The 16,243-nt window shown below is 52.8% G+C and carries 15 protein-coding genes; 10 read left to right on the forward strand and 5 right to left on the reverse strand.

Features of this window, described 5'->3' with window-relative positions; genetic code table 11:
- Positions 1-65 precede the first annotated feature (65 nt).
- The 3 genes from RIC05_RS12885 to RIC05_RS12895 all read left to right on the forward strand — a co-directional run bounded on the left by RIC05_RS12885 (position 66) and on the right by RIC05_RS12895 (position 2,970).
- Entirely contained in the window at positions 66-515 is a 450-nt protein-coding gene (locus tag RIC05_RS12885) for an MOSC domain-containing protein (protein WP_350048361.1), read from the forward strand.
- A 169-nt stretch (positions 516-684) separates the two neighbouring features.
- Positions 685-1,755, forward strand: a complete 1,071-nt coding sequence (locus RIC05_RS12890; RefSeq protein ID WP_350041379.1) for a GGDEF domain-containing protein — start codon at positions 685-687, stop codon at positions 1,753-1,755.
- A gap of 144 nt (positions 1,756-1,899) precedes the next feature.
- Positions 1,900-2,970 carry a sensor domain-containing diguanylate cyclase gene (locus RIC05_RS12895; RefSeq protein WP_350048360.1) on the forward strand — a complete coding sequence of 357 codons (1,071 nt, stop codon included), beginning with the start codon at positions 1,900-1,902 and terminating at the stop codon, positions 2,968-2,970.
- Between the two features lie 4 nt (positions 2,971-2,974).
- Here RIC05_RS12895 and RIC05_RS12900 read toward each other — a convergent pair whose 3' ends face one another.
- On the reverse strand, positions 2,975-3,595 hold the full coding sequence (locus tag RIC05_RS12900) for a DUF4269 domain-containing protein (RefSeq protein ID WP_350048358.1): 621 nt from the start codon (positions 3,593-3,595) through the stop codon (positions 2,975-2,977).
- 134 nt (positions 3,596-3,729) lie between these two features.
- On the opposite strand from RIC05_RS12900, the gene RIC05_RS12905 reads away from it, so the two are divergent.
- On the forward strand, positions 3,730-4,686 hold the full coding sequence (locus RIC05_RS12905; protein WP_350048356.1) for an AEC family transporter: 957 nt from the start codon (positions 3,730-3,732) through the stop codon (positions 4,684-4,686).
- 51 nt (positions 4,687-4,737) lie between these two features.
- On the opposite strand, the gene RIC05_RS12910 is transcribed toward RIC05_RS12905, so the two are convergent.
- Positions 4,738-5,838 carry a YHYH protein gene (locus tag RIC05_RS12910; protein WP_350048354.1) on the reverse strand — a complete coding sequence of 367 codons (1,101 nt, stop codon included), beginning with the start codon at positions 5,836-5,838 and terminating at the stop codon, positions 4,738-4,740.
- A gap of 91 nt (positions 5,839-5,929) precedes the next feature.
- A complete protein-coding gene (locus RIC05_RS12915; RefSeq protein WP_350048837.1) occupies positions 5,930-7,813 on the reverse strand; it encodes an ABCB family ABC transporter ATP-binding protein/permease in 1,884 nt (627 codons plus the stop codon).
- Positions 7,814-8,066: 253 nt separating this feature from the next.
- Here RIC05_RS12915 and RIC05_RS12920 point away from each other — a divergent pair, with 253 nt between their 5' ends.
- The 6 genes from RIC05_RS12920 (at position 8,067) to RIC05_RS12945 (ending at position 13,766) form a co-directional block, all read left to right on the forward strand.
- Positions 8,067-9,353 carry a glutamate-5-semialdehyde dehydrogenase gene (locus tag RIC05_RS12920; RefSeq protein WP_350048352.1) on the forward strand — a complete coding sequence of 429 codons (1,287 nt, stop codon included), beginning with the start codon at positions 8,067-8,069 and terminating at the stop codon, positions 9,351-9,353.
- Complete coding sequence (locus RIC05_RS12925) at positions 9,350-9,958, forward strand: nicotinate-nucleotide adenylyltransferase (protein ID WP_350048350.1); 609 nt, start codon at positions 9,350-9,352, stop codon at positions 9,956-9,958. Before RIC05_RS12920 ends, RIC05_RS12925 begins: the two co-directional genes overlap by 4 nt.
- 43 nt (positions 9,959-10,001) lie before the next feature.
- Positions 10,002-10,403: a ribosome silencing factor gene (gene rsfS, locus RIC05_RS12930; protein WP_350043195.1), complete on the forward strand. Its 402-nt coding sequence runs from the start codon at positions 10,002-10,004 to the stop codon at positions 10,401-10,403.
- Between the two features lie 81 nt (positions 10,404-10,484).
- The gene (gene rlmH, locus RIC05_RS12935) at positions 10,485-10,943 is read left to right on the forward strand and encodes a 23S rRNA (pseudouridine(1915)-N(3))-methyltransferase RlmH (RefSeq protein WP_350048348.1); all 459 of its coding nucleotides are present in this window, start codon (positions 10,485-10,487) and stop codon (positions 10,941-10,943) included.
- Positions 10,944-11,181: 238 nt separating this feature from the next.
- Positions 11,182-12,942 carry a methyl-accepting chemotaxis protein gene (locus RIC05_RS12940; protein ID WP_350048346.1) on the forward strand — a complete coding sequence of 587 codons (1,761 nt, stop codon included), beginning with the start codon at positions 11,182-11,184 and terminating at the stop codon, positions 12,940-12,942.
- 50 nt (positions 12,943-12,992) lie between these two features.
- A complete protein-coding gene (locus tag RIC05_RS12945) occupies positions 12,993-13,766 on the forward strand; it encodes a DeoR/GlpR family DNA-binding transcription regulator (protein ID WP_350048344.1) in 774 nt (257 codons plus the stop codon).
- A gap of 12 nt (positions 13,767-13,778) precedes the next feature.
- On the opposite strand, the gene RIC05_RS12950 is transcribed toward RIC05_RS12945, so the two are convergent.
- Positions 13,779-15,143: an aspartate aminotransferase family protein gene (locus RIC05_RS12950; RefSeq protein WP_350048342.1), complete on the reverse strand. Its 1,365-nt coding sequence runs from the start codon at positions 15,141-15,143 to the stop codon at positions 13,779-13,781.
- A complete protein-coding gene (locus RIC05_RS12955) occupies positions 15,143-16,141 on the reverse strand; it encodes a phosphotransferase enzyme family protein (RefSeq protein ID WP_350048340.1) in 999 nt (332 codons plus the stop codon). The genes RIC05_RS12950 and RIC05_RS12955 overlap by 1 nt, the downstream gene beginning before the upstream one ends.
- Between the last annotated feature and the right edge of the window lie 102 nt (positions 16,142-16,243).

Raw genomic sequence — 16,243 nt, forward strand, 5'->3', positions numbered from 1 at the left:
GTGGTTGCCGACCAACATAATGACACCGCAGTGCGTCGAGATAGAGTGCTCTGGAGTTTTCCGATATGACCGAGACAGCCGAACTGATCGGCATCGCCCGAAAAGCAAAATCCCATGCGCCAATGGAAACGCTTGATCAGGTTGACGTCACCACCAAGCTTGGCATCGATGGTGACTATCGTGGCAAACTGCGCCGTCGTCAGGTCACTATCCTGTCGAAAGAAGGCTGGCAGTCAGCCTGCAAAGAGATCAATCAACCCGATCTTGACTGGACAATTCGGCGTGCGAACCTTTTTGTCGGTGGCATCACTTTGCCGCGAACCAAAGGCAGTAAAATCGCAATTGGGTCAGTGATATTCGAGATCACCGGCGAAACGGATCCCTGCCACCGGATGGATGAAGCCGCACCGGGGCTAAAGAATGCAATGACGCCGGACTGGCGAGGCGGGGTGACGTGTCGGGTTATCCAAGATGGCGTCATTTGCTGTGGTGATCGCGTTAGCGCGATTGATTAAACGCCCAACCTCTCTTTAAACGCAGAGCTATCAGACCAACTTTAAATGAACTATAAATTATGGAGTTCTGAACATATGGTTCAGAACACGCACCACGTATGGCTGTCTGTGTTTTGGCATTGGTGCACGGAACTTTATAAAAGCCTGCACCAAATCGGGAGATCGCTTTGTGAAGCCTGCACCTATCCCTGCGAACGAGATGGCCCGTCAAACGTCGCTAAATACGATGGGGCTGCTTTCAATCGAACGCGATCCTGAGCTTGACCGAATCACAAAATTCGCCAAGCGGTTGTTTGGAACGGATATTGTCGCGATATCACTTCTCGACAATGACCGGCAATTCTTCAAGTCACACGTCAATCTTTCTGTTTCTGAAACCAGCCGGGACATTTCATTTTGCGGCCATACCGTCATGCATGACGCACCGATGGCCGTTTCCGACACCCATAAAGACGAACGGTTTATTGACAACCCGTTGGTCACTGGTGACCCCAAAATACGCTCCTACCTTGGCGTTCCGATTTCCAATGAACAAGGCTATAAGCTTGGCACAATTTGCGTGATCGACAGCCACACACGCAACTTCAGCGACGATGAAATTGCAACGCTTCAGGATATTGCCCATTGGGTAGAAACAGTAATCGCACTGCGCTATAGCGAACGCAGCCAGAGGCAACTGGTTTCGGACCTCGACACGGCACAGCGCGACGCACTGATTGATACTTTGACCGGCATCTGGAACCGGCGCGGACTTGAAGAATTGCTGGAACGCGAAATTTCATCTGCCCATATCCGGAACACGCCGGTTGGTATCTTCATGCTTGATATCGATCATTTCAAACGCGTCAACGACACCCATGGCCATCTGGTCGGTGACAAGGTGATTCAGGGCATTTCAGAAATCATCGCATCCAGCCTGCGCGATCAGGACATTATCGGGCGTTTTGGCGGCGACGAATTCGTCTGTATTTTGCCGGGTGTTCGTTTGGACCCTATAATGTTTCTGGGTGAGAAACTCTGTCAAACCATTCGCCAGCTTGGAAAAGTAAGCAACAAAAACGGTGATCCTGTTGAGGTTACCGTCAGCATTGGCGCAACGTGGGTCCCGCCGCACATCAAAACGAAATACAGTTCAAGTCAGGTTCTTCAAATGGCCGATGACGCCCTTTACCAAGCCAAAAAAGCCGGACGCGATACTGTGTGCTACAAGCCCCTTGATGTTGATCGTGCTTTGGATTAACGCGATGAACCATGCCCTGCAATGGATACGCCTTCCAAGCCATTGCAATAACAACGCGCACTCCAAAAAGCTAACTTGATCCCCTGTTAGAAATACCTAGAATTCAGTTTCGACGGGTTACCGATACACCGGGGGAACGGTTGGATGAAAAAAGCGGCATTGCCCGAAAACGAAATTGCGCGTCAGAAATCTCTTGAAAGTATGGGGATTCTGACCAGTGAAGCGGACCCGGAACTTGATCGCATCACACGGGTTGCTCAGCGTATTTTCGGTTCAGAAATCGTTGCGATCTCGTTGCTTGATAATGATCGTCAGTTTTTCAAATCCAACATCAACCAGCCCAGCACTGAAACCCCCCGTGATATTTCGTTTTGTGGTCATGTGATCAATGGCGACACGACCTTTGTTGTCGAAGATGCCACCCGTGATGAGCGTTTCCATGACAGCCCGCTTGTCACCGGGGTTCCAAATGTTCGCTCCTATGCCGGTGTTCCGTTGACCAACCCGGACGGGTTCAAGATCGGCACCCTTTGCGTGGTCGATAGCGAAACACGTCACTTTAGCGCGGAAGACCTTCAAATCCTTGAAGATCTTGGCCATTGGGCTGAAACAACCATCGCGCTGCGATATGGTGCAAGAACACCGCAGCAGGTCTATGACGATCTTGATCCTTCGAAACACAGCATGCTGATCGATCCATTAACCCGGCTGTGGAATGAAATGGGGATGAAAGAATTCCTGCATCGTGAATTGATCAATGCCCGACTGAAACATGGAAGCATTGCGATCTATCGTTTTGAAATTGATGATCATAAAAACCTTGTCACCAGTTTTGGCCAGGAAACCGTCAACAGGATTGTCCAGGCAATTGCATCTGCCATCACATCTTCATTGCGGGATCGCGATGTCGTCGGCCGGGTCGATGGGTGTGGCTTTGCCTGCTTGATGCCCGGTGTGCGTCAGGAACAAACAAGTTTTCTGGGATACAAGCTGTGCGACACGATACGTGAACAATGCCGTTTTACGGATGCGGAAGGCAATCCTGTGCGCATCACAGTCAGTGTCGGCTCAACTTGGGCCGAACCAGAAGCAACACAACATTTTCAGGCAAATGAAATTCTGGACTTTGCCGCCAACGCGATGCGTGAAGCCATCGCAGAAGGCATTGAAAATGTTGTCTATCGTTCGTTGCCAATCCCGGCAGACGCGAAATAACCGTTTATTCGCGGCTCAGCATCAAACCAAGTCGGTCTTTTAGTTCCGCGGGTGATAAATCTGCAAGCCCGGCAAGTGTGATGTATGGATCGCCATCAAGCCCAAGAATCTGAGCAAAGGCGGGTTCGGTCTTAACCCCGGCCTGCTTTAACGCCCGCACCTTTTGCGCAAAATCGTCGCCCAGAAGCGCCAAAATCCTTGCTTCAACCACCATATGAACAAACCCGAACTGTTCTGATGTCGGGCAATCTGTTGCAAAAATTTCGAACGGTATTTCGTCACACGTAAACCGCGCGACAACGGCCTGTCCAACATGGCGGGTTGGTGCACGGTCATGACGGGCGTAGTCGTCAAAGCCTGAAAAAACGTGATCGGCAATCTGTTTGAACGCGCCCAAATCCGAACATTCACAGAGAATATCAATGTCGGATTCTACGGTATCAACCGCAATTGGCAGCGTACCCGCGACAACCGGATTGAAGTTGGCCAAATTCTCAAAGATGCGATTTCTGATTATGCTTTCAGCCACAAATGCACCTTTTTCCGATGCACGCTTTAGTCGGCCCAGTCCATAAAACCCTTGGGGTTTCAGCTCATCCGGCCAATCCATTACCGTTTGGTTCATCGATAAAACCATTCCGTTTCTTGACGTCTCCCCCGACAACGGGGATACCTGTTACAACCATCCCGATACGATACGCCAAACATGCTACTCCATGCGTCAGCGGTCATATTTACATCAAACATCCGCGGGCACCCATGCTTGATATTCTGGCGATAACAACACCGATCTTCCTGATCATCGCAATTGGTTATTTCGCGGTATATCGCAATATTGTGCCCCAAACCATTGTCCGAGGCATGGGGGCATTTGTTCTGAACTTCGCCCTGCCATGCCTGTTGATCCGCGCCCTTGCCCAGCGTGACCTGACCGAAATCATCGATCCGATTTTTCTTCTGGCATATGGTGGCGGATCTATACTGCTTTTTGCACTGGGTTTTTCCTATGCCCTTCTGATCGCAAAGAAAAGCCAGCCGAATGCCACCTTGCAAGGCCTTGGCATGTCCATGTCCAACAGCGGGTTTGTTGGGTATCCGGTTGCATCACAATTGCTTGGCCCCGCTGCTGAAATCGCCTTGGCACTTTGTGTAATTATTGAAAACCTGATCATGATGCCAATGGTTCTTGTTCTTGGTGACAGTGCCAAAAATGAAGACCAAAGCCGTTGGCAGGTTTTAAGCAAGGCGCTCGGCAATCTGGGCAAAAACCCTATCATTATCGCCATCATGATCGGGCTGGTTATTTCGCTGTCTGGCATCACGCTGCCCCGTCCGATTTTTAAGGCCGTTGATATGCTGGCATCGGCATCAGGACCGGTTGCACTATTCGTCATTGGCGGCGGTTTGGTCGGGTTGAAGTTAAAAGGCCTTCGTGCGGATATGGCACGGATCGTCAGCGCAAAGCTGATCTTGCATCCGCTTGCCATCTTCACCCTGATCTATTTCATGCCAGACATTGATCCGATGTTGCAGATTGCCTGCGTTTCCTTTGCCTGCTCACCCATGCTCAGCATCTATCCGATTTTCGGCCAGCGATACGGTCATGAGGGGCTTTGTGCTGCTTCCCTGATGATGGCAACGTCGATGTCGTTCTTGACCATCAGCACGGCCCTTTGGCTGCTTGATACCACACAGGTTTTCGGGCCACTGCCCTGACCCGACAGATTTAGAAAGAAAGGCCGCCCAACCGGACGCCCCTTCTCATCTTTAGCGTGGTGGCGGGCCAAATTTTGGTCGCTGCCCGGGGAACCCGCCACCGCCACCCGGTGGTGGTGGACCACGACGCCCGTCGGGTCCGCCGCCGCCAGCGCCACTCCCACCCGGTGGCATGCCGCCCGGGCCTTTATTAAAACTTGGATCCCCCATTCCCGCCAAAACACGCGGAATAAACGGGAAACTTTCGGTGACGAAATAGGCATATGTGCCTTGCGGATATTCCGGTGTGACCGTTTCACGACCATTGGCCTCATCAAGATCACCAAGACCGGGTAAGAATTCGAAATCCTCGCCGTAAGTCCCATCATATCGACCACCCGGACCGCCTGATCGTTGTCCGTTTTTCACCTGCCAGGAACTGCGCAAGGCGACAATTGGCGACCCCGCATCATCGGGGTTCTGATACCCGAACATCGTATAGATCGGAAAACCATCTGCAGCAAAACCGATGCGGGCAGAGTGTTGATTGGGTGACCAGCTTTTGATCAGGCCCTTGGGAACCCCGTGATAGTGATAGGTGCCATCAGGTTGCACATGGGCATTATTCTGATCCAGACCCAAATCCACCGTCGGCGAAATTGCCTCATACCGCCATCCCGACTGACGGTCACGTTGCCAGTATTCTGCCGTGTAAGGATCAAACGGCACCCCATTGACCGCCACGCCGAATGACAACCGGTCGATGGGTGAAAACCGCCCGGTGCGGGTCGGGTTCAAGGGAAACCGAAATTCAAGCGACTGTGCCTTGATCGAATTGGGGTTTTTACGGTTGGGAAAACTGCCCGTTGCGTGATCGGGTATCGCGTTGGAATTGATATATCGAAAGCGTCCGTCTTCCCGAATATTGACTTCGTTGGACAAGGCCCACGCCTGTTTCGTCGGATTTAGCACCATCCCCGCCAGCGGCAACATACCCAACCCGACCAAAAGGTTTCGGCGCATACGATCAACTTCTTCACGCGTATCACCGGAATATTGCCCTTCATCAAGCGGTTCATGATGATGGTCATGACTGTGATGATGGTTGGCGTGACCGTGACCTGTTCCGCCATTTTGCAAAGCGTGCAGTTCGCTTCTTGTTAGTTTCGGCACCAGACTTTCCCCCAAAATAACTGTGACGTCATCCCCCTAATATTTGGCGATGACGTCACAAGGTTCCAGTCAAAAATCAGACTTTTCGCAATTAACTCGGGATTTCCCCCGCATGGGCAAGGATTTCTTCGGCTTCGCGGATTTCCTGCTGCTGCGCCCACATTTCCGTATACAGCCCGTCTTGCGCCAAAAGATCCTGATGGCGGCCGCGTTCTGCCACCTGACCATCGCGCAGGACGATGATTTCATCGGCATCAATCACCGTCGACAAACGGTGCGCAATTACAAGTGTCGTATGCCCGCGCGAAACGTCACGCAAGGCCTGCTGGATGTCTTTTTCCGTGCGGGTATCAAGGGCGGATGTTGCTTCATCAAAGATCATGATCTTTGGCCGCTTCAACAACATGCGGGCGATCGAAACACGTTGTTTTTCCCCGCCCGACAATTTCAGGCCGCGTTCACCAACCATGGTTTTGAACCCGTCGGGCAATCCGGCAACGAATCCATCAATGCTGGCGAGCTTTGCTGCGTTTTCAATTTCGCCCTGATCCGATCCCGGACGGCCATAGGAAACGTTATAGGCAATCGTATCGTTAAACAGGACAGTATCCTGTGGCACGATGCCAATATCTCGACGCAGCGAGTTTTGCGTCACATCGCGAATATCCTGCCCGTCAATCGTAATCCGGCCATCCGATACGTCATAGAACCGGAACATCAACCGGGTCAGGGTTGATTTACCCGCCCCGCTTGGCCCAACCACGGCAACAGTTTTCCCGGCGGGCACCTCAAAACTAACCCCCTTAAGAATCTTTCGATCCGGGTTATAGGAGAAATGCACATCTTCAAACCGGATCGCGGCCTGATCACATTCAAGCGCACGGGCATCGGGGCGGTCTTCGACTTCCTTTTCAACATCAAGCAACGAGAACATCCGTTCCATATCGGTCAGGGACTGCTTGATCTGACGATAGACAAAGCCAAGGAAGTTAAGCGGCATATAAAGCTGCAGCAAATAGGTATTTACCAACACAAAGTCGCCAACCGTCATGCTGCCGTCTTTGACACCTTGGGCTGCCAAAAGCATGTTTAAAACCAGACCAACCGCAATAATTGCGCCCTGCCCGACATTTAATTTCGACAAGGAAACTTGCGATAAAACGGCCGCGGTTTCATAGCCACGCAAGGCTGCATCATATCGTTTTGATTCGTGGGCTTCGTTGTTGAAATATTTGACTGTTTCGTAGTTGATAAGACTGTCGATGGCCTTGGTATTGGCTTCGTCATCGCGCTTGTTCATTTCGCGGCGAAACTTCATGCGCCATTCGGTCACGATCAGGGTAAAGGCGATATAGATTACGATGGTTGTAAACGTAATCACCGCAAACCAGACGTCATACAGCGCCCACAAGATGATCGAGACCATTACGATCTCAAGCAAGGTCGGCAGGATGTTAAACAGCATGAAGGACAAAAGAAATTCAATGCCCTTTACCCCACGTTCAATCGCACGCGAAAGCCCGCCCATCTGACGATCAAGATGGAACCGCAAAGACAAACCATGCAGGTGTTCAAACACCCCAAGTGCCGATCGACGAATGGCGCGCTGGGCAACCTTGGCAAACACCGCATCCCGTATCTCGCCAAAGGCCGACACCAAGATACGGACAAGGCCATAGCCAAGAATCAATGCCACCGGCACAACAATCAGTGATGTGCTGTCTGATGCACCTGATTGGGCTGCATTTGATGCGCCATCCACCATATTGGCGGATTTTCCACCACCCCCAAGGGCATCGACGGCATACTTATATAGAACCGGGATATAGACATTCGCGACCTTTGCCCCGACAAGGAACATAAGGGCAAGAACCACACGCACCTTGAGTTCAAATTCGCCACGCGGCCAAAGATAAGGCAAAAATGTCTTAACCACACCGAACTCTGCGCGCGCAGTCGGCTGATCAGAACCCATATTTTTCAATTTTTTATCCCCAATCAGGCACCGAACAACATTGCGGGATGCGCACGGCGTATCTTTTCATTCTGTCATCAACAGATGGACCGGCACGAACCGTTTGGCAAGCATGCTTGGTGCTTTATCACCTTAATGCCATTGCAGATCGTCGGTTTGATGTCTATTTTGCCAATTTGTTGATAAAATCTCAAAAAGACGGATCTGTTGCATGACCGCAATAGACCAAGCTTCTAGGAACGGAACCAGGACCATGACGGCTCTTGCCAGTATCGAAAACCAGGATGTCGCCGCACTTATGCGCGACATGGGCATCAAAGCACGCAAAGCAGCGCTGGAACTCGCACAGGTCCCGTCCAAGCCAAAAGAAGCCGCCCTCAAAGCCGCCGCTGCCAAACTGCGCGAAAATGCTGCCTTGATCCTTGCTGCCAATGAAAAGGATATGGAGGCTGGTCGCGCCAAAGGCCTGACCGATGCGCTTCTTGATCGCCTTGTGCTTGATGCCGGGCGGCTCGAAGGCATTGCAGCCGGTGTTGAAGCGGTTGCCGAACTGCCAGATCCGGTTGGCCGCGAACTGGCACGATGGAGCCCGGAACATAACCGCCTTGATATTGCACGCGTGTCTGTGCCGCTTGGCGTAATTGGCATCATCTATGAAAGCCGCCCGAACGTAACGGCCGATGCCGGTGCCATGTGCCTCAAATCGGGCAATGCGGCAATCCTGCGTGGTGGTTCGGAAAGCTTTCATTCATCGCGTGCGATCTTTGACTGCATGGTTGCCGGAATCCGCGAAGCCGGATTGCCTGACCATGCCCTTCAGATGATCCCGATCACGGATCGCGCCGCCGTGGGCGAAATGCTGAAACTTTCTGATTACATCGATGTGATTGTGCCGCGTGGGGGCAAGTCGCTTATTTCGCGCATCACCGAAGAAAGCCGCATTCCGCTGTTCAAGCATCTTGAAGGCCTGTGCCACACCTATGTCCATGCCAGTGCAGACCCGCAGAAGGCGGTCGACATTGTCGTCAATGCCAAGATGCGCCGTGTTGGTGTTTGTGGTGCGACTGAAACCGTTTTGATCGATAATTCGGTCGCGGGCCGTTTACTGCCCCGCATTGCCGAAGCACTTGTCGCCAAAGGCTGCGAGCTGCGCGGCGATGAAACGGCACAGGCTGTGGATGGTCGTATCAAACCGGCAACATCGGATGACTGGGTGACGGAATATCTTGATGCGATTGTCGCGATCAAGGTCGTTTCGGGTGTTGATGAGGCAGTTGATCACATCAACACATTTGGCTCCCACCATACCGATGCAATCATTGCTGAAAATGCCTCCGCAACAACAACGTTCCTCAATGGTGTTGATTCCGGGATCGTCATTGTAAATGCATCAACACAGTTCGCGGATGGCGGCGAATTTGGCATGGGTGCGGAAATTGGTATCTCGACCGGAAAGCTTCATGCGCGCGGTCCTGTCGGAGTCGAACAGCTTACAAGCTATAAATACATCGTTCGCGGCCAAGGTCAGACACGTCCATGACCTTTGGCACGCCAAGATCGCATGTGGCTCCGCCACGGGTTGGTTTGTTGGGCGGGTCGTTTAATCCCGCCCATGAAGGCCACCTGCATATCACGCTAGAAGCGTTGAAACGCCTAAGGTTGGATGCGGTTTGGTGGCTTGTCTCACCACAGAACCCGCTGAAGTCCAGATCGGGCATGGCAGACCTTGCGGATCGCTTTGATTCAGCACTAATGATGGCCAAGCATCCCCGCATTGTGGTTTCTGCAATTGAAACCGAGCTCGGAACCCGCTATACGGCCGATACTCTTGCAGCCTTGCAACGCCGTTTTACCCGAACACAGTTCGTTTGGCTGATGGGAGCAGACAACTTGGCCCAGTTCCATAAGTGGAAATGGTGGGACAGGTTGATTTTACGTGCTCCCATTGCGGTTATCGACCGTGAAGGGTATTCTAACAAGGCATTGTCCGGGACTGCCGCGCGCCGTATGGAACGCTGGCGTATCCCTATGGACAGGGCGGGTTTGCTGGCCGATCTGGATGTTCCGGCCTGGGTATACCTGCCAATCAAGCGCCATCCGGCCTCTTCGACCGCAATTCGCGCCGAAGGCAGATGGCAGGTGTAAGCAATACTGCGATGTGTGCTTTCGGTTTAAACCGAGCCATCGCGTGAAAATTAAGGTGGCGACCATAGGTACCGCAAAACAATCTCTGACTTCCGGCGAAATGCTTTCGCTGATCCAGAGTACTCTCGCAGATGACAAGGCCGAAGACCTTGTTACCATTGATTTGATCGACAAAACTTCTATTGCCGATCACATGATCATTGCTACTGGCTCGTCCTCGCGTCGCGTGGCCGCCATGGCAGAGCATCTCGTTGAGGTGATCAAGAATGCCGGTCAGGGCCGCGCCTTGGCAGAAGGCAAGGAACAGGGTGACTGGGTTCTGGTTGATACCGGTGATGTCATCGTCCATTTGTTCCGTTCGGAAGTACGCGCCTTCTACAACATCGAAGAGATGTGGGGCGTTGAAAATCCGGCACTGAAACAGCAGGCAGCGCGACTGTATTAACAGTCTGCGCCGCTTGGCGCGCTTGAGGTGATCCTCAAGCGCACGCCTGACAGTATCTGCGTAACGGTCTGGATCAGAAACATGCAAATCACTCTTGCAGCGGTAGGCCGGATGAAATCTGGCCCCGAGAAAGATCTGTTTGACCATTATGCTGCCCGACTGCGCTGGCCATTCGTTGTCCGCGAAGTCGAAGAAAAGAAAAAACTCCCGCCAAATCAGCTGAAAGACCGCGAAGCCGAACTTCTGCTTGGCGTCATTCCTGACAATGCCTTTCTGATCGCCCTTGACGAGCACGGCAAGGAATATGGATCTATTGATTTTTCACAGAAGCTTGAAGGCTGGATGGATCAATATGCAGGCAATATCGCCTTTGCCATTGGCGGGGCGGACGGTCATGGCACAGCCCTTAAATCACGCGCCAATACTCTTTGGTCGCTGGGCAAGGCCACCTGGCCGCATATGTTGGTCCGCGCCCTTATCGCCGAACAACTGTTCCGCGCACACGCCATTCAGACCAACCATCCTTATCATCGTGAATAATCCTACCGTGTGACGATATACGCGGTGAATTTGGCGATCCGCCTTATTCGTCACCCTTGCTGTGGCTGTCACCGTCACAGGCATCAATCCGGTTCAACTTGTGACCGAATGAACAAGCACCTTCTCCCGCTATTCGTTTATGCTGCCTTGCAACATAACCAAAGCTTGGCTAAAGTTTCATCATAAGAAAAAAACATTCCCAGAAAAATACCCTTGGGCAGTGGTGAGGCTTTTGACGATGGAACAAACCGTTTTCGCGGTACGCGACGTAACGTATGACAATGCCCAAACGTCTGCACAGGTCGACGACCTGATGCGGGGCATTACAACCGCACTTGATTATATCGAGCACCTTTTAAAATTCGCCAATACGGCCGGTGAAAGCCAGGACAGCCTGATGCGCGAGATCGACGTTCGATCCAGCAATCTGCGCATTGGCATTGAACAAACCGGTCGCGAAATCGATGAAAGCACCGTCACCGCAAGTGACGTGCAAAACGCCACGCGTGCGACGGTATCGGCAAAAACAAACGCCATCCGCAGTGATCTTGAAAAGATCAGTCAGGATCTTGAAACCAAGGCAGAAGGGGCGTCTAAAGTCCTTAAAGCCATTGAAGATATCGGTAAGGGGATCAAGCTTCTTGCGCTTAATGCAACGATTGAAGCAGCCCGTGCCGGTGAACATGGGCGTGGTTTTGCCGTGGTCGCCAAGGAAGTCGGCAACCTTGCGCAAAGCACAATGCAACGCACCAACGAGGCCGTCGATCTGATCGATCTTTCAGATGTGACAAAGTCCCTGCGTGAAAGCATGGGCAATATTGGCAATGATCTTGACAGTCTGGGCAGCGAAATCGAAGAGGCCCTTGGCGGCCTTAAAGACCGCTTTTCGCAAATGTCGGGACGATTGGAACATATCAGCGGCCACAATCAGGTCGTGTTTGAACTTCTGGACGCCAGCAAAGAATCATCGGCCCGAACGCGCGGCAAGGTTTCCTGGGCTGAAAGCGAAATCGCCAAACTTTCGCGCTGCACCATGGATGGCGCAACCGTAACTGGCAAACTTTCGCAATTTCTGGCATCCAACCACATCCATGAAGACCCCGCCTATGACCGGCTGGCCGATATCAAGGCGAGCGGCAAAATCCGGATTGCAATTGATCCGGCATTGGTTGGCGCATCTTTCCGGCCCCAAAAACATGGGCCACTGCACGGGATCGATATCGACTATGCCGAGGCCTTTGCAAAATCCATCGGTGTTACCTGCGAGTTTGTTGAACATCCATGGGACTTGCTGACCGAACTTTTATTTGTCGGCAAAAAGGAAGGCCAACCAACCGCCGATGTTGTCTGGTGCGCCTTGCCGCCAAGTGATTTTTACAAAGGTGTCGCCTTTTCAGACACCTACACCTATCTGAATTTTTCACTGATCCGCCGACCGGACAACACATCGATCAACACCATTGCCGATCTTGAAGGCAAAGTATTGGGTACGGTCAATGATCCGGCCGCCCTTGCCGTTCTTGAAGATGTTGGGCTGCGCTGGGCGGATAATGAAAACAAGCCGGGCGGCATTGCAAAACTGTCAAACATGATTGCCTATGGCGACATTTCGCGTGTCCATGACGCGGTTGCCAACGGGGCGATTGATGCCTTTGCCGGTGATCACCCTGTATTTCACTGGGCGTCACAAAACCCGCAAAGCCCATGGCACAAACGCCTTGAAGTTCTGCCCAAACCGATCTTGCCCCATCCGTTCTTCTATGTTGCTGCGGTCGCGGCAGACCCGGCATCCTATAACCTGTTGACCGCAATTAACGCCTTCATCGCCCAGTTCCGGACAACCCCTAAACGGGCCGAGATTGAAAAACTGTGGCAAGGTCAGGCCATCGAACATCACCTGACGTATAAGGATGAGGCCGGAAACCTGATCGGTGCGGATGAGCTCGCCAGCAGTTATCACGCCCATTGCCGGAAATACGGGCTGGATCCCGCGATCTGAGAGCACATAAACGGCTGGCGTGATGATGCCCTCGGCAGTATCATCACGCCATGGCAGCAAACAAAAAATCCCTGCGACAACAACGCATTCTAAGTGAATTGGAACACGAACCGTCTTTACGGATCGCGGATCTGTCTGGCCGTCTGAACGTATCGAGCGAAACCATTCGCCGTGACTTTGACGACCTGACGGAACAGGGATTGATCAACCGTACCTATGGCGGGGCAGTCCGCCGCCAATCAAGCGAACCGGGCTTGAATGAACGCCATAAGCTCCATATTGCCGAACGCGAAATCATCGCCAAACAATCGGTTCCTATTTTGGCCGGTGCGCGCCACATCATGATTGGATCGGGTGCGACCACGGTTCACGTCGCCAAACGACTTGCCATCACCATGAATGATCTGACCGTGATTACGCATTCGTTTGGCGTGGCAACCGTTCTGGCAATTAATCCGACCATCCGCGTGATCATGGCCCCGGGCTTGTATCACGCACAGGAAGGGGCGATGCACGGCGCACAGACCATTCGTTTTTTGGAAAACTACCGGGTTGAATGGGCCATCCTTGGCGCCAGTGGCCTTGATGACGATGGCGCAAGTGATGCCTTGATCGAGGCAGCAGACGTCTATTCCGTCATGATGGAACGGGCAACCCGCAGCATGATCGTTGCCGATCACACAAAATTCAATCAGGTCTTTCCTGCCCGATACTGTGACTGGAATGCAGTTGATGTGCTGGTCTGCGATGAAAATCCGATGGGGACGCTGGGGGGAACCATCCGGGGAGCCGGATGCACGATCAAGGCCGCAAGCAAACCTTGATCCCTGTAATCCTTAACCACATTCCCGCAACGATTTCCCAAGCGCCTCGATAAAGAAATCAACTTCGGACTGCCTCAGGCACAAGGGCGGGCGGATTTTTAATGTCTGACCATATTTCCCCGCCGCACCAATCAAAACCCGGTGACGACGCATGGCATTGATCACATCCCCGACCAACTGCCCGCTTGCGTCTCCCGGCACCCCATTCGGGGATAAATCCACGCCAAGAAACAGCCCCGCACCGCGGATATCACTGATACGTCCGTCGATATCGGCCAGATGCTGCAATCCTTCGCGCAGGTATTTCCCGCAAATCATCGCATTCGCCAAAAGGTTCTCGTCGCGAAGAACATCCAGTACGGCAAGTCCGGTTGCCGCCGCCACCGGGCTTGCGGCAAAGGTATTGAAATAACCAACATCTTCGCAAAATGCCGCCAGAAGTTCCGGGCGCACGGCGATCCCCGCCATGGGAAATCCATTGCCCATCGGTTTCCCCATGCTGACAATATCGGGCGTCACATCATGGCGTAGGAACCCCCAAAACGCATCCCCGGTCCGGCCAAAGCCCGGCTGAACTTCATCGGCAATAAAAAGCCCCCCGGCACGATGAACCACCGCAACCGCCAAGCGCAAAAAGCCACGCGGATTGGAAAACACGCCATCGCTGGAAAAGATACTATCAACGATCAGGGCGGCAATCCCGTGACCGCGATCTGAAAGAACAGCAATCGCCTTGACGATCGCATCGGCAAAACCCCCGGCGATATCATCGCCGTAAGCCAATTTACCGGGTGCAGGCACGCTCACCACATGGTCGGGCAATTCACCGCGCTTGAAGGCAGACGGCGAAATATCGGTCACCGTCGCTGTATTCCCGTGATAGGCGCACTCAGTCACGATAATGCCCCGCGCCCTTGTTCCACGCTGGGCAATGCGCAGAGCAAGATCGTTTGCTTCGCTCCCGCTGCAGGTCAGAACGACATTTTCCAAATGATCGGGGAAAGTTGCCTTTAGCCGATCAAGATAGGTTTCCGTGGTCTGATGCAGATACCGGCTGTTGATGTTCAGCCGTGCGGCCTGATCGGCCATGGCTGAAACCACCTTTGGGTGGCAATGCCCGACGGATGGCACATTGTTATAAAAATCCAGATAATTGGTGCCATCCGATGCTGTCATCCAGCATCCAGAAGCCGAAACCATTTCAATCGGATCACGGTAAAATAAAACCGATGCCGCCCCGACATTCCGGGTACGACGCATAAGAAGATCATTGCCCTGATCTGCTTTGGCGGACACCTGACCATCATAGGCGTTCATATCAAGGATGGGGCGCACGGTGGCGTTGGGTAAGGTCGGCGAAGTGGGCATTTTGCTCATCACACACCTTCAGCCGAAAGGTAGCTTTCCGCCATCTGCAGCGTTCCGGTCGTAAAGCCCGTCCCCATTTCCTGTGCCGTCGGTGTTTCCGGATGGCTGGCAATCCAGGCGGTTAACAACAACCGGCGCAGCATGACGAAACTATCAAGCATCGCAGTGTCAGCCGCCAGAAATGGTGCTTCGGTGCGATACCCTTCTACCCATGCTTCTTTTAAGGCCGGAACAATCGGATCAAGTTCGATGAAGCTGATGGCCGCGGCAAAGTCATAGCCAAACCAGCCAAAGCCACAATCATCAAAATCAATCACACCCAATCGGTGTCCATCGACCAACAAATTGGCCAAGCGCAAATCCGCATGGATCAAGCCAAACCGGTCCTTATCCATCCCGAACGCCATAAGCTTATGCTCAAGGTGATCACAAACCCGTTCCAACAAGGCCGTGCTGGCACCATCCAAACCCGGTGCTGCCCGCCAGTCTCCCCAATGGGGTGTCGCGCCAAGGGTCGTATCAAAGGTCCAGCTTTTGCGGACAAAATTAACCGATCGTGCCCATTGCTGCGCATGACCATGAAGCCGCGCACTGATCGCGCCCAGTTTAAAGAACCCGTCAACCAACGCGTCCCCCGCCGATGGCTCATCGCCTGCCAGAAAGTCAAACGCGACGACATGGCGACTGACCCCGTCCTGATCAAACTCGGCCACCAAACTTCCATCGCTGCGCAAACGGGGTTTCGGGGTGTGGACAATCTCGCTGGCACGAAGGGCGTTAATCCACGCCAGTTCGGATTCAATTTCAGCCCGTGTGTGATAGCCCGGACGATGCACCCGCAAAATCAGCTTCGCACCGGTCGCGGGATCGGTCGCAAGAAAGGTCGCATTTTCCGAGACGGTCAGAAGCGACACATCGGCATTTTTCCCCATGCCCCATCCCGGCAAAACCGACATGGCACCGGTCTTTAGGACACCAATCATGTTGTCATCATAAATGCCACCCAACAGTGATCTCCTTTGGCCCAGTACCAGCATACAGGCAACGCTTCACCAACCCCCAACAAGGCGGGAAACAAGAGTTGCGCCGGTTTGAAATCATTCACTTCC

The organism is Thalassospira sp., assembly GCF_040218635.1.
In the GTDB taxonomy this organism is placed as follows: Bacteria; Pseudomonadota; Alphaproteobacteria; order Rhodospirillales; family Thalassospiraceae; genus Thalassospira.